The 19,185-nt window shown below is 63.3% G+C and carries 22 protein-coding genes; 13 read left to right on the plus strand and 9 right to left on the minus strand.

The window, feature by feature from the left end:
- Window positions 1–181: 181 nt before the first annotated feature.
- The 4 genes from V6K60_RS10330 (at window position 182) to V6K60_RS10345 (ending at window position 3,078) form a co-directional block, all read left to right on the plus strand.
- Window positions 182–928, plus strand: a complete 747-nt coding sequence (locus V6K60_RS10330) for a glycoside hydrolase family 15 protein (protein WP_332450434.1) — start codon at window positions 182–184, stop codon at window positions 926–928.
- 100 nt (window positions 929–1,028) lie between these two features.
- Entirely contained in the window at window positions 1,029–2,333 is a 1,305-nt protein-coding gene (locus tag V6K60_RS10335) for a serpin family protein (protein WP_332450435.1), read from the plus strand.
- Window positions 2,334–2,405: 72 nt separating this feature from the next.
- The gene (locus V6K60_RS10340) at window positions 2,406–2,699 is read left to right on the plus strand and encodes a nucleotidyltransferase family protein (protein WP_332450436.1); all 294 of its coding nucleotides are present in this window, start codon (window positions 2,406–2,408) and stop codon (window positions 2,697–2,699) included.
- Complete coding sequence (locus V6K60_RS10345; protein WP_332450437.1) at window positions 2,692–3,078, plus strand: HepT-like ribonuclease domain-containing protein; 387 nt, start codon at window positions 2,692–2,694, stop codon at window positions 3,076–3,078. Before V6K60_RS10340 ends, V6K60_RS10345 begins: the two co-directional genes overlap by 8 nt.
- 92 nt (window positions 3,079–3,170) lie before the next feature.
- Here V6K60_RS10345 and V6K60_RS10350 read toward each other — a convergent pair whose 3' ends face one another.
- Window positions 3,171–3,926 (minus strand): TrmB family transcriptional regulator, encoded by a 756-nt coding sequence (locus V6K60_RS10350; protein WP_332450438.1) that lies wholly within the window; start codon window positions 3,924–3,926, stop codon window positions 3,171–3,173.
- A 472-nt stretch (window positions 3,927–4,398) separates the two neighbouring features.
- On the opposite strand from V6K60_RS10350, the gene V6K60_RS10355 reads away from it, so the two are divergent.
- From V6K60_RS10355 to V6K60_RS10375, 5 genes are all read left to right on the plus strand, one after another.
- A complete protein-coding gene (locus V6K60_RS10355) occupies window positions 4,399–4,821 on the plus strand; it encodes a hypothetical protein (protein WP_332450439.1) in 423 nt (140 codons plus the stop codon).
- Window positions 4,818–7,082 carry an efflux RND transporter permease subunit gene (locus V6K60_RS10360; protein WP_332450440.1) on the plus strand — a complete coding sequence of 755 codons (2,265 nt, stop codon included), beginning with the start codon at window positions 4,818–4,820 and terminating at the stop codon, window positions 7,080–7,082. Before V6K60_RS10355 ends, V6K60_RS10360 begins: the two co-directional genes overlap by 4 nt.
- Window positions 7,083–7,473: 391 nt before the next feature.
- The gene (locus tag V6K60_RS10365; protein WP_332450441.1) at window positions 7,474–7,671 is read left to right on the plus strand and encodes a hypothetical protein; all 198 of its coding nucleotides are present in this window, start codon (window positions 7,474–7,476) and stop codon (window positions 7,669–7,671) included.
- Window positions 7,668–9,926: an efflux RND transporter permease subunit gene (locus tag V6K60_RS10370; protein WP_332450442.1), complete on the plus strand. Its 2,259-nt coding sequence runs from the start codon at window positions 7,668–7,670 to the stop codon at window positions 9,924–9,926. The genes V6K60_RS10365 and V6K60_RS10370 overlap by 4 nt, the downstream gene beginning before the upstream one ends.
- A gap of 118 nt (window positions 9,927–10,044) precedes the next feature.
- Window positions 10,045–10,743 (plus strand): mechanosensitive ion channel family protein, encoded by a 699-nt coding sequence (locus tag V6K60_RS10375; RefSeq protein WP_332450443.1) that lies wholly within the window; start codon window positions 10,045–10,047, stop codon window positions 10,741–10,743.
- Window positions 10,744–10,761: 18 nt separating this feature from the next.
- Here V6K60_RS10375 and V6K60_RS10380 read toward each other — a convergent pair whose 3' ends face one another.
- The 6 genes from V6K60_RS10380 to nifS form a co-directional block, all read right to left on the minus strand.
- Complete coding sequence (locus tag V6K60_RS10380) at window positions 10,762–11,553, minus strand: 4Fe-4S binding protein (protein ID WP_332450444.1); 792 nt, start codon at window positions 11,551–11,553, stop codon at window positions 10,762–10,764.
- Window positions 11,554–11,648: 95 nt separating this feature from the next.
- The gene (locus V6K60_RS10385) at window positions 11,649–12,053 is read right to left on the minus strand and encodes a molybdenum cofactor biosynthesis protein MoaE (RefSeq protein WP_332450445.1); all 405 of its coding nucleotides are present in this window, start codon (window positions 12,051–12,053) and stop codon (window positions 11,649–11,651) included.
- A gap of 12 nt (window positions 12,054–12,065) precedes the next feature.
- Window positions 12,066–12,338, minus strand: a complete 273-nt coding sequence (locus V6K60_RS10390) for a MoaD/ThiS family protein (protein WP_332450446.1) — start codon at window positions 12,336–12,338, stop codon at window positions 12,066–12,068.
- Window positions 12,323–13,069, minus strand: a complete 747-nt coding sequence (locus tag V6K60_RS10395; protein ID WP_332450447.1) for a HesA/MoeB/ThiF family protein — start codon at window positions 13,067–13,069, stop codon at window positions 12,323–12,325. Before V6K60_RS10395 ends, V6K60_RS10390 begins: the two co-directional genes overlap by 16 nt.
- A gap of 4 nt (window positions 13,070–13,073) precedes the next feature.
- Window positions 13,074–13,463: a Fe-S cluster assembly scaffold protein NifU gene (gene nifU, locus V6K60_RS10400; RefSeq protein ID WP_332450448.1), complete on the minus strand. Its 390-nt coding sequence runs from the start codon at window positions 13,461–13,463 to the stop codon at window positions 13,074–13,076.
- Window positions 13,464–13,468: 5 nt separating this feature from the next.
- Window positions 13,469–14,653 carry a cysteine desulfurase NifS gene (nifS, locus tag V6K60_RS10405; protein ID WP_332450449.1) on the minus strand — a complete coding sequence of 395 codons (1,185 nt, stop codon included), beginning with the start codon at window positions 14,651–14,653 and terminating at the stop codon, window positions 13,469–13,471.
- A gap of 112 nt (window positions 14,654–14,765) precedes the next feature.
- Here nifS and V6K60_RS10410 point away from each other — a divergent pair, with 112 nt between their 5' ends.
- Genes V6K60_RS10410 through fdhD form a run of 4 tightly spaced genes read left to right on the plus strand, consistent with a single transcriptional unit; the run spans window position 14,766 to window position 17,887 of the window.
- Window positions 14,766–15,092, plus strand: a complete 327-nt coding sequence (locus V6K60_RS10410; RefSeq protein ID WP_332450450.1) for a transcriptional regulator — start codon at window positions 14,766–14,768, stop codon at window positions 15,090–15,092.
- A gap of 13 nt (window positions 15,093–15,105) precedes the next feature.
- Window positions 15,106–15,909, plus strand: a complete 804-nt coding sequence (gene larE, locus V6K60_RS10415) for an ATP-dependent sacrificial sulfur transferase LarE (RefSeq protein WP_332450451.1) — start codon at window positions 15,106–15,108, stop codon at window positions 15,907–15,909.
- Window positions 15,906–17,090, plus strand: coding sequence for an aminotransferase class V-fold PLP-dependent enzyme (locus V6K60_RS10420; RefSeq protein ID WP_332450452.1), 1,185 nt, complete (start codon window positions 15,906–15,908; stop codon window positions 17,088–17,090). Before larE ends, V6K60_RS10420 begins: the two co-directional genes overlap by 4 nt.
- Window positions 17,090–17,887: a formate dehydrogenase accessory sulfurtransferase FdhD gene (gene fdhD, locus V6K60_RS10425; protein ID WP_332450453.1), complete on the plus strand. Its 798-nt coding sequence runs from the start codon at window positions 17,090–17,092 to the stop codon at window positions 17,885–17,887. Before V6K60_RS10420 ends, fdhD begins: the two co-directional genes overlap by 1 nt.
- On the opposite strand, the gene V6K60_RS10430 is transcribed toward fdhD, so the two are convergent.
- Both V6K60_RS10430 and V6K60_RS10435 read right to left on the minus strand, forming a co-directional pair.
- Window positions 17,853–18,710, minus strand: coding sequence for a methanogenesis marker 8 protein (locus tag V6K60_RS10430; protein WP_332450454.1), 858 nt, complete (start codon window positions 18,708–18,710; stop codon window positions 17,853–17,855). The two genes, fdhD and V6K60_RS10430, sit on opposite strands and share 35 nt — an antisense overlap.
- A 62-nt stretch (window positions 18,711–18,772) precedes the next feature.
- Window positions 18,773–19,132, minus strand: a complete 360-nt coding sequence (locus V6K60_RS10435; RefSeq protein WP_332450455.1) for a winged helix-turn-helix transcriptional regulator — start codon at window positions 19,130–19,132, stop codon at window positions 18,773–18,775.
- Between the last annotated feature and the right edge of the window lie 53 nt (window positions 19,133–19,185).

The raw sequence follows: 19,185 nt of genomic DNA on the forward strand, positions 1-19,185 counted from the left end.
CGTCAGGACTATGAGCAATCCCGGGTCTGTTCTCCGGGCATGCTCATAGGCGTTCCGGTGCAACAATTCGCCAGCGTTCTGAGGGAGCCCCGCCGGCGGTAGCATCGCATACACCCAGACCCGGCTCCTCAACACCGCGTACGAGCTCTACCGGCGAGGACACGAACTCTCCGGGAAGGAGATGGCGTTCCTCTCCAGGGTTGCGGACGAGGCGTGCAGCCTCTGGAGAGAGCCGGACCAGGGTATATGGGAGATCCGGGGTGAGCCGCGCCACTACGTCCACTCGAAGGTGACGCCCTGGGTGGCGCTCGACCGGGCGGTCCACCTCGCTGACCACTACGGCCTCCGTGGCGACAGGAAGCAATGGACGCGGGGAGCTGCGGCGATCAAGCGGGAGGCCCTCGAGCGGGGTTACGATGCGGAGGTGGGGGCATTCGTCCAGTCTTACGGGTCAAAGCACTTTGATGCGGCCAACCTCCGTATCCCGCTGCTCGAGTTCCTCCCGTTCGACGACGACCGCGTGCAGGGGACGATCGATGCGACGCTCAAACGCCTGACGAAGAACGGCCTCGTCTACCGTTACCGGGCAGATGACGGCCTTCCCGGCGAGGAAGGAGCATTCGGGCTCTGCACCTTCTGGCTCATCGACTGTCTTGCGCTCTCGGGGCGCGTCAGCGAGGCGCGGTCGCTCTTTCGACGGATGATGGACCGGGCAAACCACGTAGGCCTCTATTCCAAACAGTTCGACCCGGTGACCGGGGCGTTCCTTGGCAACTTTCCCCAGGCCTTCACCCACATCGGGCTCATCAACAGCGCCCTCTACCTGGCCTACGCTGAAGGAAAGCCTATCCCGGGACACGCGCCCATAGGGACCCCGGAGCACCGTGCGGAGTTTGAAGAGAGGCGTTTGGTGGAGATGCCGGTCTGAGCGATGGTTACGGCACGATGGACCGTGCGGCAGACACAAGACTTCAAAAAAACCGTCGTTAACGTCAGGCATAACTATCGGGGATGCTATAACGCACTTCATGAACAGACGAACGATCCGCATACTGCTCCTGGTATCACTCGTCGTGCTCGGCAGCATCGCTGCCGGGTGTACCGATATGCCGGGGGCGACGTCCGCGGACTCCGCTCCCCTGGAGGGACAGGAGACGCTGGATAACGAGACGCCGGAGGCCGGCAGCGTGGCTGGGGGGAACAACCTGTTCGCGTTCGACCTCTACCGGCAGATTGCAGGCGATCCAGCGTCCGCGGGTAAAAACATCTTCTTCTCGCCCTACAGCATCTCCTCGGCTCTCGCAATCACCTACGAAGGCGCCCGCGGCACAACCGCCGACGAGATAGGGGCGGCCCTGCACCTCCCGGCAAACAACACCCTCCGGCGGGAGGGATTCGCCGCGATCGATGCCGGCCTGAACCGCGGGGACTCAAACTACACCCTCCGCACGGCGAACGCGTTGTGGGCGGAGGAAACCCACCCGTTCCTCCCCGAGTATATCGAGGTGGCCGCCCGGTGGTACGGGGCGAACGTCACGAACCTCGACTTCATCGGGAACCCCGACGGGTCGCGGCAGACGATCAACCGGTGGGTGGAGAGAGCGACCGAAGAGAAGATCCGCGACCTCCTCCCCGTGGGCTCGATCGATTCGCTGACCCGGCTCGTGATCACGAACGCGATCTACTTCAAGGGCACCTGGGCCGAGCAGTTCGACGCGAACGAGACGAGGGATGCAGAGTTCCGGGTCGGGCCGAACGAGACCGTGCAGATCCGGATGATGCAGCGAACCGGCGAGGACGCGATCTTTGGGTATACGGAGACCGAGATCCTCCAGGCACTCGAACTCCCGTATGCGCACGGGGACGGAACCGAACTCTCGATGCTCGTCCTCCTCCCGAAGGGAGACAACCTGACGACTGTGGAGAAGAGTCTCGATGCGGAGACGGTCGAAAACCTCCGGGAGTCGCTGGTGCGCGAGCGCGTCAAAGTCTTCTTCCCGAAGTTCACGCTTGAGACGGAGTACAGCCTTCCCCCGACCCTTGCGGCGATGGGGATGCCGACGGCGTTCACCGGCAACGCTGACCTTTCGGGGATGGACGGCACGAAGAACCTCTTCGTCAGCGACGTCGTCCATAAAGCATTCGTCGACGTGAACGAGGAGGGCACCGAGGCCGCGGCGGCGACCGGGGTCGTCGTGAACCTGGTAAGCATGCCCCTCGAGGAGACCACGTCGGTCTTCCGGGCGGACCACCCGTTCGTCTTCATGATCGTCGAGAAAGATTCCGGCACGGTCCTCTTTGCAGGAAGGGTCGTAAACCCGGAGAACTCGTGAGGGGCGGGGCGTCCCCCATCCCCCAACGACGGCAACTCCTTAATACCTCCCCGACCGAATACCAGAGTATCCATGCAGTCCCGGGAAGAAGTCTTCACGACCCTGCGGCGCCTCAAGGGCGAGCTCGCTGCACGGTTCTCTGTCAGCCGGATCGGCATCTTCGGTTCGGTCGCACGTGGCGAGCAGACAGAGGCGAGCGACATCGATATCCTCGTCGAGTTCTCCCGACCGGTCGGGTTCTTCACGTTTCTTGAACTCGAGGAGTACCTCTCAGTCACACTCGACGCTCCCGTTGATCTTGTAACCCCTGACGCTCTTAAACCGGTGATCCGTGACCGGGTGACCGCCGAGGTCGCGTATGCCTGAACGGTCGGATGTTCGCCTCCTCTGCGGCGACATCACCGAGGCTATCGAGCGCATCCTCCGGTACACTTCTGGTATGACATACGATGAGTTCATCACCGACATCAGGACGCAGGACGCGGTCGTGAGAAACCTTGAAATTCTCGGAGAAGCGGTAAAGAACCTCCCAGAAACGTTCAAAGCGGGGCATCCTCAAGTTCCGTGGCGGTTCATTGCTGGAATGCGAGACAAACTCATCCATCATTACTTCGGTGTCAGCCCTGAAATCGTCTGGGAAACGGCACAATCCGACATACCAGCGCTTCAAGAACAGTTGAAGGCAGCCCGTTTCCCGGGAGAACGCAAAGAGGACACCCAAATCCCCGAAGATGAGGTGTCATGATCCGGCGAACGCCTTAAGAATAGGTTTTGCAGGGTTCTCCGTAAACCGGGGTGGCCCCACGCACGAAGACCATCAACACCCTCATCGAGTTTTCACGCCTCGCGGAGCCGCTCGACGATCGTCTTCTGCAGATACCCGATGATCGGCATGTCCGACCCGATCACCGCATACCGCCCGGACCCCGCGGTGGCGATGGCGAAAAAATCCAGGCCGTCGACCAGGATCGCGCACTCATCCCTCCTGAGCCCCTCCATCACCGAACCGTTCGTCGGCCGGGCGTTCAGGAGCTCGATCACGGTCCCTCTCGCCTCGTAGATCGGGAGGTTGATATCGGCACATTCCTCTCTCTCCCGCACGACCACGTAGAGATCGATCTTCCTCTCCAGCGGCTTGATGATCGTGTAATACTTTCGGAGGAACTCGGGGTTGTAGCAGAGGATCACCATGCTCCGCTTCACCCGCCGGAAGAGCGCGGAGATATGGTTCTCAATCGCCCACCCGCTCCGGAGGATGAAGAACGAGTCCGGGGGAAGGCGCGGTTTGACCGAGAGACTCTTGAGCGCCTCGCGCGTCTCCTCGAGAGAACGGATGTAGTCGTCTTTGAGCCGGTCGAAGATTACGTCGATGTCGAGGACGTAGTAGGATGCCGGAGAACCTTCTTCCACAGCGATGAACCCTCGCCGGGCCAGATCGTTCAAGATATCGTAGATCCGGCCCCGGGGGACCCTGCTCATCTCGTGGATGTCCCGTGCGGTCGCTTTCTGCAGCCCGACAAGCGTCGAATAGACGCTCGCCTCATACTCGTTCATCCCGAGGGCATGGAGTCCGTCGACGATCGCATTCGCCATTGCAACTCATTTGAGTTGCACCAGACTTATAGGTTACGGAGGAAGAGATAGATCAGCGAGAGAGAACCTCCTCGCACGACCGTCCCCTGCCGGGAGGCAGCAGGGAGGCAGCATCTGGTCGCCTGCCGGGAGGACGGAGAAGAGTAGCACGCAGAAGCAATATCACCCGAAACGAGCAGATCGGATACCGTCGAAACAGAACCGGAAGAACCGTCATAATCATGCCCTGATAGGTATCCGGGGCAGGCCCGGGTTTGGCCGGGCCGCTGCCCGCACAGCACCAGAACGTCCCTCCTATCCCGGCGCAGATCCCGGGCGCACCCCGCCAAATGAGTTTTACAAGATTCCGTGGGGAATCCTGCCCCGGAATCGTAGCGCGGGACAAGCCCTCTCCTGAGTTGCACCAAATTCATGATTGATCCTTCGAAACAACTACTCCGATAAAATAAACCATTTTATAGCGAGGAGAGACGTGAACCGCACAACAACGTATACCACAGGGTCCCGTCACGACCCCGATGACCCGGTGTGCCGGAGACCGGCCAGCCGGAACCGCTCCTGCAAGGACCCAGTCTTTGAGGAGACCGACCAGGTCTGGACCGAGGCCGGGTTTCTTCCGCCCACAGATTACCGGCGGCTCGTGGCCCTGCTCCACCGTCTCGCCATGGAAGAAGAGGCCACAGCATCCCTGCTCTCGTCCGTCCTGACGACAGCGCCGGTGAAGTCCGGTGATGCGGGCCACGGCTACAGGATCCTTGACTCCGTGAAACTCCGGCGTACCGCCGAGGAGTACGGGATCGGCCCTGCCGCCGGAGACGAGACCGGGATCGCTCACGCCGTGACGCTCGCGATCATCGGCGAGTACCGGGCAAACGTGCCGGAGGAGTCCGCATGAAGAACCCCTACGAGTGGCTCGCAGACGCCGTCAACAACCACACCTGGACCGTCGCCGGGGTTGCGGTGGCCGTCTTCGTCCTGGCGCTCTTCGGGCTCACGATGGTGACGATGGAGACCGGCGACGACACTTACATCGACAAAGACACCCCCCGCGGCGCGCTCCTCGCCCATTACAAAGACACCTACGGCTCCGACGCGATCATGCTCATCTACGAGGCGGACAGTGTCCGAAATCCCGAGATCCTCAGGTATATTGACCACCTCCAGGAAGACCTCAGGAACGAACGCTACGTCAGTGAGGTCTCCGGCGTCGTCGATCTCTTGAAACAGGCAAACGGCGGCACTCTGCCGCCGTCTACGGCGGAGATCGACGGGATCATCGGGCAGGCTCCCCCCGAACTCGTTGAGCGGATGTTGCCTTCAGACCTGATGACGATCAGCATCATCTCCCTCGAGCCGGGCGTCGGCCTGGAGGTCCAGAAGCAGGTCCTCGAGAACATCGAGACCATCATCAGCATATCGGAGCCTCCGGCGGGCGTTTCGGTCACGGTCTCGGGGACCCCGGCGTTCTCGAAGGAGATGGGCGAGGCGATGGGGGCGGAGATGGGCACGCTGATTCTTGTAGCCATGGTCTTCATGACCATCGCGGTGATGCTCCTCTTCTCCCACGTCCGCTACCGCCTCCTTCCCGTCGGGGTCGTGACCGTCGGGCTCATCCTGACCTTCGGGCTCATGGGCATCTTCGGCATCCCGGTCAGCATGGTAGTGGTTGCGGCGTTCCCGGTGCTCATCGGGGTCGGAATCGACTACGCGATCCAGTTTCAGGCCCGGTTCGATGAGGAGAGCCGGCGCTCCCCCCTCCCGGAGGCCGTATGGACCACCATCACGCAGATGGGGCCGTCGATCCTGATCGCAATGACGGCGACGGCCCTCGGGTTCATCGCGATGTTCTTTGCCCCGGTGCCGATGATAGCCGACTTCGGAAAGGTCTGCGCCATAGGAGTCGCCTCCTGTTACATTGCGGCGCTCATCATCATCCCGGTCTTCGGGCTCATCACGAACTACCGGCCGAAGAACGATGCGCAGCCGGCCAACCCCGCCTCGGGGACCGGGCATGCTCTCGTCGAGCGGTATGAACACCTTCTCGGCAGGCTGGCCTATACCGTTGCAAAACACCCGCTTCCTATCCTCCTGATCTTCGGCGTCGTTGCGGCAGGCGGGTACTACCTCGATGAGAAGGTCCCCATCAGCGCGGATGAGAAGACTTTCGTTCCCGACACGATGCCTGCCCTCGAGGACATGGAGAAGATCACCCGGACGATGGGGTCGACGAGCACCGTCCCGGTCGTCGTGACCGGGGACGACGTCCTCTCCCTGGAGATGCTCGAATGGATAGATCGGTTCGGGACGTATGAGGTCGAACAGAACGACAAGATGACCGGCGTTGTGAGCATCGCAACCCTGATCCGGGACTACAACGGGGGTGTTCTGCCTAAAACAAGCGGGGAGGTTGACGCCGCCGTCGCCCGGATCCCGGAGGCAACCCTGAAGGGTTACCTCAATGGGAGGATGGAAGCGGTCCTCGAGTTCTCGACAGTCGCGATGGAGATGGACGCCCAGAAGTCTTTCATCGAGGGGATCCGGAGCGACATAGCCTGGAACGATCCCCCTGCCGGCGCAACGGTGGCGATCACCGGTAGCGGGGAGATGTTCACCGCCCTCATGGACGATATCGCCGAGTCAAAGACGTTCATGACCGTGCTCGGGTTTGCCTTCATCCTCGGGTTCTTGCTCCTCGTCTACCGGAGAGTCGGGGCCGTATCGCCGCTCGTCCCGATCGCCTTTGTCGTAGGCTGGTGCGGGGCGATCATGTACTTCCTCGGCCTGGACTACACGCCGCTGACCGCCGTACTCGGGTCGATGAGCATCGGCGTGGCCTCGGAGTACACCATCGTGATCATGGAGCGGTGCGAGGAGGAACTGGCAAAAGGCGTGGGTTATCTCGAAGCCATCCAGACCGCCGTCCAGAAGATCGGGATGGCCATCACGGTATCCGGGGTGGCGACGATCTCCGGGTTTGCGGCGCTCACCGTCTCGACCTTCAACATCATCAGCAACTTCGGGATCGTGACGGTCATCACCATCGGGTTCTCGCTCGTGGGCGCGATCATCGCGCTGCCGGCAGTGCTCTCGATCATGTACCGCTACACGGGGAGCACCCGGGCTCCGGTTCAGACAGGAGCCGGGGTCGCAGACTGATATCCCGGGCGCCGGCGCTTCATCTCCACAGGGAACGGTCCGGTGGCCTGCTGTCTGGCCCGAGAACCCTATTTTTCTTCCGGCGTCACGAGAAGAGGCCCGGCCTGCCGTCTTGCACCCCGTCAGGGAGCGTGGCGATGAGCCACGCCTCTGCCTTTCGGAGGTGCCCGATTGCAGCGGCTTTGTTGATGTTCACCTTCACCGTGAGCTGCCGGCTTTCAATCCTGTGGGATGAGAGAGCGGCAGGGGAAGCGCAGGCGATCCAGCAGCAAAGAGCCCTGCACGAGAACCGGGCTGTGGTGTCTCTTCCTGCCGGGGTTGCAGTAAGTTCATCTCCGGTCCCATAGAAACAGTACCTCCAGCAGACGAGCCACCTATAGCGAGGAGAGACGTGAACTACATAATTTCCTGTAACACCAGGTCCTGCCGGTGCTCTGATGAACAACACCGATGCCCCATACGTCCAGAGGGGTCATACGAGGAACCGTCTTTTGAGGAGACCAACCGGGTCCGGGCTGAGGTCGCCCGCGCGGGAACCGTAGCGGTCGTCGGCGAGTACGGGGCGAACACACCGGAGGAGCCCGCATGAAGAACCCCTATGAGTGGCTTGCAGACGCCATCACCAACCACACCTGGACGGTCGCCGGGGTTGCCGCGGCCGTCTTCGTCCTGGCGCTCTTCGGGCTCACGATGGTAACGATGGAGACCGGTGACGACACCTACATTGACAAAAACACCCCCCGCGGTGCGCTCCTCGCCCACTACACCGAGACTTACGGCTCTGACGCGATCATGATCATCTATGAGGCGGACAGCGTCAGGAACCCCGATGCGCTCCGGTATATCGACCACCTCCAGGAAGACCTCCGGAACGAACGCTACATCGACGAGGTCTCCGGCGTCGTCGACCTCCTGAAAGAGGCGAACGGCGGTACCCTCCCATCGTCGATGGCGGAGATCAACGCCATCATCGAGCAGGCTCCCCCGGGAATGGTCGAGCGGATGCTGCCTTCAGACCTGATGACGATCAGCGTCATCGCCCTCGAGCCGGGCGTCGGCCTGGAGACCCAGATGCGGGTCGTCGAGAACATCGAGTCCGCCATCAGCATATCGGAACCCCCGCCAGGCATCTCGGTCACGGTCTCCGGAAACCCGGCGTTCTCGAAGGAGATGTCTGAGGAGATGGGAGAACAGATGGGTCTCCTGATCCTTGCGGCCATGCTCCTGATGGTTCTCGCGGTGCTGCTTCTCTTCTCCCACGTCCGCTACAGCCTCCTCCCCGTCGGGATCGTGGCCGTCGGGGTGATCATGACCTTCGGGTTCATGGGCATCTTTGGCATTCCCATCAGCATGGTGGTGATCGGTGCGTTCCCGGTGCTGATCGGGATCGGGATCGACTATGCGATCCAGTTCCATGCACGGTTCGACGAGGAGATCCGGCGCGGGACGATCCCGGAGGCCGTATGGGCCACCGTCACGCAGATGGGCCCGTCGGTCCTGATCGCGATGTCGGCGACGGCGCTTGGGTTCATCGCGATGTTCTTTGCTCCGGTGCCGATGGTAGCCGACTTCGGGATCGTCTGCACCATCGGGGTGGCCTGCTGTTACGTCGCGGCGCTCATCATCGTCCCGGTCTTTGCGATCGTCACCCGTTATCGGCCGAAGCATGAGGCTCCTGCTGCCGATTCCGCCCGAGAGTCAGGGACTCCCATCATGGAGCGGTACGACCGTCTTCTCGGCAGGCTGGCCTATATGGTCGCGAAACATCCGCTCCCGGTCATCCTGCTCTTTGCGGTGGTCGCGGCCGGCGGCTACTACCTCGACGAGAAGGTTCCCATCAGTTCAGACGAGAAGACCTTCGTTCCCGACACGATGCCCGCCCTCCAGGACCTGGAGAAGATCACCCGGACGATGGGATCGACGACCACCATCCCGGTCGTGGTGAAGGCAGACAACGTCCTCTCCCCGGAGACGCTTGCCTGGATCGATCAGTTCGGGGTCTATGAGCAGGAGCACAACGACAAGATAACCGGGGTGACGAGTATCGCAACCCTGATCCGGGACTACAACGGCGGGGTCCTGCCTGGAACGAGTGAGGAGATTGATGATGTCGTCGCCCGGATCCCGGCATCGACCCTGAAACGCTACCTCAACGGGAATCTGGAGGCAGTCCTCGAGTTCTCGACGGTCGACATGGAGATGAGCGCCGCCCGCGACCTCGTGGCGAGGATGCAGAGCGATGCGGTCTGGAACAACCCGCCGGCAGGCGTGACGGGGAAGATCACCGGCAGCCTGGAGATGTTTGCCGCCCTCATGGATGACATCGCTCGATCGAAGACGTCCATGACCGTGCTCGGGTTCGCCTTCATCCTCGGGTTCCTGCTCCTTGTCTACCGGAAATTCGGCGCCATCGCCCCAGTCATCCCGATCGTCTTCATCGTGGGCTGGAACGGGGGGATCATGTACCTCCTCGGCCTCGACTACACCCCGCTGACGGCCGTCCTCGGGTCGATGACGATCGGCGTGGCCTCGGAGTACACCATCCTGATCATGGAACGGTGCGAGGAGGAACTTGCCCGGGGCATGGAGTTCCTCGACGCAGTCCAGATCGCCGTCCAGAAGATCGGAACGGCCATCACCGCATCCGGGATGACAACGGTCTTCGGGTTTGCGGCGCTCACTCTCTCAACGTTCAACATCATCAGCAACTTCGGGATCGTGACGGTCATCACCGTCGGGTTCTCGCTCGTGGGCGCGATCGTCGTGATGCCGGCAATCCTCGCGCTGCTCTACCGCTACACCGGGCACTCCCGGGTCCCGGTGAAGGCAGGGCTCGCAGAGTAATCCAGAACATCACTACCGCGACGGGGACTCCGGCACCGGGGTCCCTGCAGCCCGGGGAGGCGGCAGGCATATCAAGATTTATATAGTACCTTCCACATCCTTCCCCCGGTGATACACCGTGGCAAATGGAGACCTCACGGCGCAAGTATTGGCGCCATTTGAGCCGGTTGAAGAACTGGCCCGTAACGTCATCCTGTTTCTTCCAAATCTTTTAGCAGCGATCATCATCCTCATCATCGGCTGGATCCTCGGACGCATCCTCGGAAGAGTTGTTGCCGAGGTCCTTGACCGGCTCGGCGTTGACGACGCGCTGCGGAAGACATCGGTCGGCCGGAAGATTGAACGATCCACGATGAACATCAGCCACCTCTTCGACCTCATTGTCCGCTGGTTCATCTACCTCATCGCGATCCTCGCAGCCGTCAGCGTCCTGCAGATCCCGGCCCTGACAGCGGCGGTCGCGGTCATCGTGGCTTACATCCCGAATGTCGTCGCGTTCATCCTGATCCTTGTCGTCGGGTTCATCCTGATCGACTGGCTGCTGGACATCCTCCAGAACATGGGGGAGGTGCAGAGTATCCAGGGCTTCGGGCTGATCACGATGCTGCTGCGGGCGTTCCTCTACTTCGTCGTTGCCATCCTCGCACTTCAGCAGCTCCTGATCGACCTCTCGATCATCTACGTCTTCGTCGTCCCGATAGCCTGGGGAGTTGGGCTCGGCCTCGGTGCGGCGATCGCCATCATCGTCGGATTCGGCCTCCGCGACCGGGCGCCGGAGATGATGAATCGTGTGATGGGCCGGGGGAAACAAGAATAACTTTTTTTTTGGGCGGGCTCACAACCCGCCGTACTTCCTGACATGCTCGCCGGCCCGGCGGTAACGCGGGTCTGCGCCGGCGGCGGGGATGTCCCGGCCGTAATGCCGCCGGTCTTCCCCTACCGGGCAAACCTTGATGCAGATCCCGCAGGGGGAGATCTGCCGCCGGGCGAGGTCGGCGCTGTTGGCGGTGCAGGCCGCCTTGTCGGTGAGGCCCTCCGGGTAGTCCCGGTCATCAAGCGCGCCGGCGGGGCAGGCGTCGACGCAGAGCATGCACCGGGTGCAGAGGTCGCCGGGAAGCAGCGAGTCGGGCGGAAGGTCCGCGGCGGTGAGGACCGAGCCGAACCGGACCCGGGGGCCGTACTCCGGGGTGAGGAGGGTGTTGTTGACGCCGAAGGTCCCGAGCCCCGCGAGGAGGGCGGCGTGGCGGTGCGAGAAGAAGGCGACCGGGTTCTTTTTGAGCACCTCGATGGACCCGTAGCCGTCGCGGGGGACGAAGACCGAGGGGTAGCCCTCGTCGTTGAGAAACGAGGCGAGCCGGTAGGTGTACTGGTCGAGGAGGGTGTTGACGGTCTTATACAGCTCGTGGTAGTAGATCGAAGGGGAGGTCTCGAGCACCGGGAGGTGGACGGGAAGGCCGATGACGATCACCGACCGGGCTTCCGGGAAGATCGACTGCGGGTAGAACGCTTCCGGCATCCAGGGCTTAAACGGCGGGTTCTCCCAGCGGTCGGTGCTCGCGACCCCGACGAGCGGGATCTCCATCTTCCGGCAGCGGAGAAGGACGGCAGCCTTCAGGTCATCGTTCATGGCTACCGGATCTCTTGTCCCCGGCAGGAAAAAAGGTTCACCTCCTGTGCATGCCGGAGGGCGGAAGCCGTTTACCGCCCATGGCCGGGAGCCTTTCAGGAGCTCCCCGGCACCCAGCGTTCTTCCCCATCCGGGCCAAACTCCTTCTTCCAGATCGGCACGGTCTGCTTGAGCCGGTCGATGATGTACTCGCTGGCAGCGAACGCCTCTTTTCGGTGCCCGGCTCCGACGATGACGAGGAGAATGGTCTCGCCGACTCGAAGAGACCCTATCCGGTGGACGATATCCACCGACTCGACCGAGAACTCCCGCATCGCCTCGTCACGGATCGTCTCCAGTTCGCGGACCGCGACGTCCTCGTAGGCTTCCAGTTCAATCCGTTCCACCCCGTCGTCGTCCCGAACAACACCGCAGAAGGTGACCAGGGCTCCCATGCCCGGCCGCTTCGCTGCCTCGATCATCGCACCAGCGTCGATGACATCCCGGGTAATACCGATCATATCTATACCACCTCATCCGCCCGCCACCGGCGGGAAGATGGCAACCTCGTCGCCGTCCGCAAGGACGAGCGTCTCGATTTCATCTCGCTTCACCCGCTTCCCGTTGTGCATCAGGATGACGTGCGCCCGGAGTCCCCCGAGCCCGTCGAAGATCGCATCGGACCCGGCACGGTCCCGGAGCGCGGAAAGGACCGTCGTCATTGGAGCCCCTTCGGGGAGGTCAAACGAGAGGTCGCTCCCGAGGATCTCCCGGAACCGGGCGAACGTCTTTACCCTGACCTGCATGATTGCACCCCCTCGCTGCAGGCGGGACAGTCCGGCCGCCGCTCGACGGTGTATGTCTCGAGCGTCGTCGCCAGCCCATCCCAGAGAAGAAGCCGGTTGACGAGGAGGTCCTCCTTACCGAGGAGATACTTGATCGCCTCGTTCGCCTGGATGAGGCCGATCACCCCCGGGGTCGTCCCGACGACCGGGAAGACCTCGGCCGGTGGTGCCTCCGGGAAGATACACTCGAGGCAGGCCGTCCGGCCGGGGATGATCGTCGTCGCCTGCCCGTCGAACCCCCGGATTGCGCCGTGGATGAGCGGCACGCCGGACCGGAGCGCTTCCCGGTTCAGGAGGTAGCGGGTCGGGAAGTTGTCCATCGCGTCCACGATCAGGTCGGCATCGCCCACAAGGTCCCGAACGTTCGTCTCGTCGATGGTCGCGGCGAAGGCCTTGATGCGGATATCCGGATTTGCCTCCCGGAGTTTTGCCTCCGCGGATCGGGCCTTCAGTTCGCCGATATCGCTCTCCCAATGGAGGACCTGCCGGTTCAGGTTGGTCCGGTCCACGGTATCCCGGTCCACGAGGTGGATCTCCCCGATACCGGCGACAGCGAGGTAGAGGGCGATCGGGCAGCCGAGACCCCCGGCCCCGGCGATGAAGACCTTCGCATCTTTCAGCCGCTCCTGCCCCTCCTCGCCGAAGAGGAGGATCTGCCGGTCGTAACGTTCCCGTTCCCGCTCAAGAAGCATCCCGTTATCCTCCCTTTTCCTCAGGCGTCCCGTGCCGCGAGCGGTAATCTTCGATCGCCTTGTGGATCCCCTCCTCGGCAAGAACAGAGCAGTGGAGTTTCTGGGGGGGCAGCCCCTCCAGCGCCTCGGCGACCGCTTTGTTGGTGACCCCCCATGCCTCTTCAAGGGTCTTTCCCCGGATCAGCTCGGTGGCCATCGAACTCGATGCAATAGCGGCGGCGCACCCGAACGTCTTGAATTTTGCGTCCACGATCCTGTTCTCTTCGATCCGGAGGGTTATCCGCATGATGTCGCCGCAGGCCGGGTTTCCGACCTCGCCGACACCGTCCGCATCCGGGATCTCCCCCATGTTCCGGGGGTTCGTGAAATGGTCCATGACCTGTTCGCTGTACATCGTGATCACTCGTATCGTTCGGGGGTGAGCGGCGACATCTTCCGCAACCGCTCGATCACGCCGGGAAGCACCGAAAGGACATAGTCGACGTCCCTCTCCGTGTTGACGTCGCCGAGGGTGAGCCGGAGCGAGCCGTGGGCGTGCTCGGGCGCTAGACCGCAGGCGGTCAGGACGTGCGAGGGCTCAAGCGATGCCGAGGTGCAGGCGCTCCCGGTGGAGGCCGCAATCCCGAGGGCGTCGAGCATGAGAAGGATCGACTCTCCCTCGACGTAACGGAACGCGACGTTGACGTTGTTTGCGAGCCTCTCCGTCGGGTGGCCGTTCAACCGGGTAGCCGGGATGGTGCCCAGAATCCCCTGGATCAGCCGGTCCCGCATCGCGGCGAGCCGGCGGTTGTGCCCCTCGATATCGGCGGTCGCGAGTTCGATCGCGCGTCCCAGCCCCACGATCCCGGGAACGTTCTCGGTCCCGGCCCGTCGCCCCCGCTCCTGTGCTCCGCCGTCTATGAACGTCCCGATCCGGGTCCCTTTCCGGACGTAGAGCGCTCCTATCCCCTTCGGGCCACCGAACTTGTGGGCCGAGAGCGAGAGGAGGTCAAGCCCCATCGTATTCACATCGATCGGCACCGCTCCGATCGCCTGGACGGCGTCGGTATGGAACGGGACTCCGTTATCGTGCGCGATCTTCGCGATCGCCTTGATGGGCTGGATCGTCCCGATCTCGTTGTTTGCGGCCATCACCGAGACGAGGATGGTCTTCTCCGTGATCGCCTCCTCGACAGCGCCGGGCTCCACCCGGCCGAACTCGTCCACGGGGAGGTAGGTGACCCGGTAGCCCTGCTTCTCGAGCGCCTGGCAGGAATGGAGGATGGCATGGTGCTCGATTGAGGAAGTGATGATATGATCGCCTTTCCTCCGGTTCGCCGCCGCCACCCCTTTGATCGCCCAGTTGTCGGCCTCCGTCCCCCCGGAGGTGAAGTAGACCTCCTCGGGGGTTGCGCCGATCGCCGCCGCGACCCTTCGGCGTGCCTCCTCGACCGGCCCCTTCGCCTCACGGGCGAGCGCGTAGAGCGAGGAGGGGTTCCCGAACCGCTCCGAGAAGTAGGGGAGCATCGCCCGGGCGACCTCCGGCCGCGCCGGCGTCGTCGCCGCGTGGTCCATGTAGACCAACCGTCGCCCTCCGTCAGTCATGGGACTCACACCGTAATCCGGCCCTGCACAAAGGTATTTGTTCTCCGGGGTCAAAGTTAACAATTGTTAACATCAATGTTAGATCGGCTTCGGAACCATTAAAAGTTGTGGTATGATGAAACTCCCCTGCCAGTTGATTGTATGGAATGTGCTGCCCGCAATCCGTGCCGCGATCGCGGAAGAACTGAATGCCATGGGCGTCTCCCAGCTGGAGGCCGCCCGCCTCCTCGATATGACGCCGTCGGCGATCTCCCAGTACCTCACCGGGAAGCGGGGGTACCGGATCGTCTTTGAGAGTGAGGTGAAGAAGTCGCTCAACCGGCTCGCACGGGACCTCAAGGCCGGCCAGGTGGATGACCTCGCCGCCCGGATATGTGAGATCTGTACACAGATCCGCGAGGGAGATGATCCGGGCAGTTCGTGCGCCAGGGAGAGATAAGGAGGAAGCAGCAGTGGAACCTGAACACGACAGCAAAACGGCAGTCATCAAGACGCTCGAGGAGAAGGGGGTGGTGCTGGTCGCCTACTCCGGTGGTATCGACAGCTCGCTCCTCGCCGCCCTGGCCGTCCGGGCGCTCGGGAAAGACCGGGTCAGGTGCGTCCTCCTTGACTCGCCGCTGGTGCCCCGGCGAGAGGTCGAGGAGGCAAAAGAGACCGCTGCAGAGCTGGGCCTCCCCCTGGAGGTCGTGGCGTTCCCGGTCCTCGAGGACGACTCGTTCCGGGCGAACCGGCCCGACCGCTGCTACACCTGCAAGAAGGCCTCCGCCCGCCTGCTCAAGGAGGTGGCCCGGCGAGAGGGGATCGAGACGGTCGCAGACGGGACGAACGCCTCCGACCTCGGGACCTACCGCCCGGGGCTCGCCGCAAGCGACGAGGAGGGGATCTGCCACCCACTTGCCGAGGCGGGTGCGACCAAGCAGGAGATCCGCAGGATCGCTCGAGAGTGCGGCCTCCCGGTCTGGAACAAACCTTCGGCAGCCTGTCTTGCCAGCCGCATCCCCTACGGGGACGAGGTGACGGAAGAGGTCCTCGGTCGGATCGAGGCGGCCGAGGATCTGCTGCACGACCGGGGATTTTGCCAGGTGCGGGTCCGGGTGCACGGCGACGTCGCCCGGATCGAAGTGCCCCCGGAGGAGCTGGAACGGCTCTTCGCCGTCCGGGACGATGTGACGGCGGCGCTTCGGCGGATAGGATTCACCTACGTCGCCCTGGACCTTGCCGGGTACCGGAGCGGAAGCATGGATGAGGTTCTATGAAGATCGAAGAATGCAGGGCGGACTTCCCGATCACCCGGGACCTCATCTACCTGGACAGCGCAGCCACATCGCTCACCCCGAAGCCGGTGGTCCAGGCAATGGTCGAGTACGACCTCCGCTACCGGGCGAACGTCGGGCGAGGCGTGCACCGGCTCACCGCCGTCGCCACCCACCGCTACCGGGACGCCCGTGATGCCGTCAGGTCGTTTGTCGGGGGGGAGGGCGGCACCCTTGCCGTCACCCGGAACACCACCGAGGCGATCGGGATGGTCGCCGCCGGCCTCGCATGGCAGAAGGGCGACCGGGTGGTGACGACCCTCCTCGAGCACCACTCAAACCTCCTCCCCTGGCTCCGGCTCAGGGAGCAGGGGGTCGAGGTGGAGGTCGTCCGGCCGGATGCGGACGGACGTCTCGACCCTGCCGACCTGGAGGCGGCCATCCGCGACGATACCCGACTCGTCGCCGTGACCCACGCCTCAAACGTCCTCGGTACCGTCCTCCCGGTCAGGGAGATCGCTGGCACCTGTCACGACCGGGGCGCACGGCTCCTCGTCGACGCGGCCCAGTCGGTGCCACACCTCCCGGTCGACGCCGCCGGTCTGGGGTGCGACTACCTCTGCTTCTCCGGCCACAAGATGCTCGGGCCGACCGGGACGGGAGGGCTCTGGATGCGCGAGCCGGACCTCGAACCGCTCTTTGTCGGCGGCGGTTCGATCGAGAGCGCGACGGCCGACGGCTACACGCTCGCCCCCGGAGAAGAGCGCTACGAGGCCGGAACGCCGCCGATCGCCGGGGCCATAGGGCTTGGGCGGGCGGTGGCGTACCTCCGGGAGATCGGGATGGACGCGATCCGGCACCACGAGAAGCGATTGTGCGCCCGGCTGATCGACGGCCTCGCCGCGCTCGACGGCGTCGCGGTCGTGGGGGCGGATGCGGAGGGCGAGCGGATCGGCGTCGTCTCGTTCACGGTCGAGGGGATGCACCCGCACGAGGTGGCGCAGGTCCTGGACGAGGCCGCCGCCGTCCTGGTCCGGTCGGGGCACCACTGCTGCCAGCCGCTCATGGAGCACCTCGGTCTCCCGGACGGAACAGTGCGGGCGAGCACCTACATCTACACCACAACAGAGGAGATCGATATGCTGATAGCCACGGTCGAGGAGCTATCCCGGAGAGTGGCCTGATGCTCTACCGGGATCTGCCGATCGTCAGGGTCGAGGACGACTCGTTCATCCCATCGACCCATCCCGTCGTCGAGGAGATGCCGCTCTCCGTGACCGTCAACGGGCGCCACGCTCTCACCGCCATGACGAGCCCGGCGATGCTCCGGGAGTTCGTCGTCGGGTATCTCTACACGGAGCGGATCGTCAAAGGGCTCGAAGATATCGAGTCGATCCGGATCGAGGGGAGGACCGCAAGCGTCCTGACGAAGAACCCGTTCGCGATCCTGACCTCCCACAAGACCGTCCTCTCCGGGTGCGGGGGGAGCACCTCGTTTCTTGACGCCGGACACCTCCCGCGGATCAGATCCGACCTCACCCTCTCGCCGGAGACGCTCCGGGCGGCGACGAAGGAGACGCTCGACTCGGACCTCCACCGGATCACCGGCGGCATCCACCTCGTCGGGCTCTTCGACGGAGAAGGGAGAGCGATCCGGATCGCCGCGGATATCGGACGGCACAACGCGCTCGACCGGGTCGTCGGCTACGGCCTGCTCGAAGAGATCGATCTCTCCCGGACGTTTGCGGTCAGTTCCGGTCGGATATCCTCCGAGATGGTCAGGAAGTGCCTGGTGGCGAACATCCCGGCGATCGTCTCGCGGGGGGCGACGACCACCACCGCCGTCGAGGCCGCAGAGGCGGGCGGGCTCACGATCGTCGGGTTCGTCCGGAGCAGGAAGATGAACATCTATACCCGGCCCGACCGGGTCGCCGGGGCAACGCCCCTCACACCAGAGGGTCGGGCTCTCGGCCGCCCGTGACCGGAAGACGGGTCGGCTTTACCAGCACCTGTTCATCGGATCTCCGTATCTTCTCGATTATGAGGTCTTTCCCCCGCTCCGTCATCGCGTAGACCGGCACCGAGACCCCGGCCTGGACGAGCGCCCGCGAGCCGGCAACCTCCCGGACGGTTCCCGATGCACAGGCCGTCACGAGATCGGCAGCCGCGGCGACGGTCGCAGCCCCGTCACGGGTCATGCCGGTGACGTGCACCGCGACGATGAAAGCATCGGGATGCGCCTCCCGGATAGCCGCCGCGTCTTCCGGAAGGGCGACCGTGACGGCGATCTTCCGGTACCCCTGCTCCTCTGCGAGCGCGACGCCCGCCGCCGGTTCCATCGCCGCAGTCTCGCGGTCGAGGACGATGCCGCCGCCTTCTTCTATCCTGTCCATCACCGACGGATACGGCGTCGTCCGGACGAGCCCCGACATCCGACCGCCGATCCCCTGCACCATCGCAGGGTCGGTCACGACGACCGTGCCGGCACCGTCGCAGGCGAGAACCGCGGCGTCGATCATCCCCGCCTTCATACCGAAACTGAGCAGCTCGGACGCCCCGAAACCGACGAACTCACGGGTGTCAAGTACCTCCCGGTCGGGGGTGCACATCCCGAACGCCTTCATCCGGTGCTCGATATTCTCCCTGACCGCTTCCGTCGAGATCTCGGGAACCGGGCATGCAAACCGCTTTGCGAGCGGGCAGTCGGTGATTATCGCTTCGCCGACCTCGACGACCTCGCCGTTCCTGATGACGATCCGTGACCGTCCTATAGCTTCGATGATGTGTTCGTCCGTATCCGGCATACGTAGCTCTCCTCTAAGATACATCTCGTTTCAAAGGTATATATGCGTCGCGATTCCCCGGCTCAGAGCACGCAGACCTTGCAGTCCTGCCCGCCGCAGGGGAGGTTCTCTATCTTCCACCGAAGCGCCCACGCCTTAATCCCGCGGATGATCTCGACGATCCCAAGGCCGCTCTCCGTCAGCGTGTACTCGCTCTTTACCGGGAACGAGGTTGCATCCACCCTCTTCGTCACGAGCCCCTCCTCCTCGAGCTCTTTTAGCCGCTCCGAGAGGATCTTCTGCGTTATCCCGGGAAGCGATGCCTGGAGTTCGGAGAATCGCCGGGTGGAGCCCTCGCCTTTGTAGAGCTCGAGGATGATCAGAAGCGTCCACTTCTTTGTCAGATACCGGACGGTCATGTTGACCGTGCACTCTTCCTCCATGGTATCTTTTCTGAAACTCTTTCGTATTTATAATCGAGTATACAAAAGATACC

It is taken from the genome of Methanoculleus sp. (assembly GCF_036677455.1).
Lineage (GTDB): Archaea > Halobacteriota > Methanomicrobia > Methanomicrobiales > Methanoculleaceae > Methanoculleus.

Excerpts from the sequence above, each read along its gene's own strand:
- V6K60_RS10330 (WP_332450434.1), top strand. The coding sequence starts at position 182 with ATGGCGTTCCTCTCCAGGGTTGCGGACGAGGCGTGCAGCCTCTGGAGA.
- V6K60_RS10335 (WP_332450435.1), top strand. The coding sequence starts at position 1,029 with ATGAACAGACGAACGATCCGCATACTGCTCCTGGTATCACTCGTCGTG.
- V6K60_RS10340 (WP_332450436.1), top strand. The coding sequence starts at position 2,406 with ATGCAGTCCCGGGAAGAAGTCTTCACGACCCTGCGGCGCCTCAAGGGC.
- V6K60_RS10345 (WP_332450437.1), top strand. The coding sequence starts at position 2,692 with ATGCCTGAACGGTCGGATGTTCGCCTCCTCTGCGGCGACATCACCGAG.
- V6K60_RS10350 (WP_332450438.1), bottom strand. The coding sequence starts at position 3,926 with ATGGCGAATGCGATCGTCGACGGACTCCATGCCCTCGGGATGAACGAG.
- V6K60_RS10360 (WP_332450440.1), top strand. The coding sequence starts at position 4,818 with ATGAAGAACCCCTACGAGTGGCTCGCAGACGCCGTCAACAACCACACC.
- V6K60_RS10370 (WP_332450442.1), top strand. The coding sequence starts at position 7,668 with ATGAAGAACCCCTATGAGTGGCTTGCAGACGCCATCACCAACCACACC.
- V6K60_RS10380 (WP_332450444.1), bottom strand. The coding sequence starts at position 11,553 with ATGAACGATGACCTGAAGGCTGCCGTCCTTCTCCGCTGCCGGAAGATG.
- V6K60_RS10385 (WP_332450445.1), bottom strand. The coding sequence starts at position 12,053 with ATGATCGGTATTACCCGGGATGTCATCGACGCTGGTGCGATGATCGAG.
- V6K60_RS10390 (WP_332450446.1), bottom strand. The coding sequence starts at position 12,338 with ATGCAGGTCAGGGTAAAGACGTTCGCCCGGTTCCGGGAGATCCTCGGG.
- V6K60_RS10395 (WP_332450447.1), bottom strand. The coding sequence starts at position 13,069 with ATGCTTCTTGAGCGGGAACGGGAACGTTACGACCGGCAGATCCTCCTC.
- nifU (WP_332450448.1), bottom strand. The coding sequence starts at position 13,463 with ATGTACAGCGAACAGGTCATGGACCATTTCACGAACCCCCGGAACATG.
- nifS (WP_332450449.1), bottom strand. The coding sequence starts at position 14,653 with ATGACTGACGGAGGGCGACGGTTGGTCTACATGGACCACGCGGCGACG.
- V6K60_RS10410 (WP_332450450.1), top strand. The coding sequence starts at position 14,766 with ATGATGAAACTCCCCTGCCAGTTGATTGTATGGAATGTGCTGCCCGCA.
- V6K60_RS10420 (WP_332450452.1), top strand. The coding sequence starts at position 15,906 with ATGAAGATCGAAGAATGCAGGGCGGACTTCCCGATCACCCGGGACCTC.
- fdhD (WP_332450453.1), top strand. The coding sequence starts at position 17,090 with ATGCTCTACCGGGATCTGCCGATCGTCAGGGTCGAGGACGACTCGTTC.
- V6K60_RS10430 (WP_332450454.1), bottom strand. The coding sequence starts at position 18,710 with ATGCCGGATACGGACGAACACATCATCGAAGCTATAGGACGGTCACGG.
- V6K60_RS10435 (WP_332450455.1), bottom strand. The coding sequence starts at position 19,132 with ATGGAGGAAGAGTGCACGGTCAACATGACCGTCCGGTATCTGACAAAG.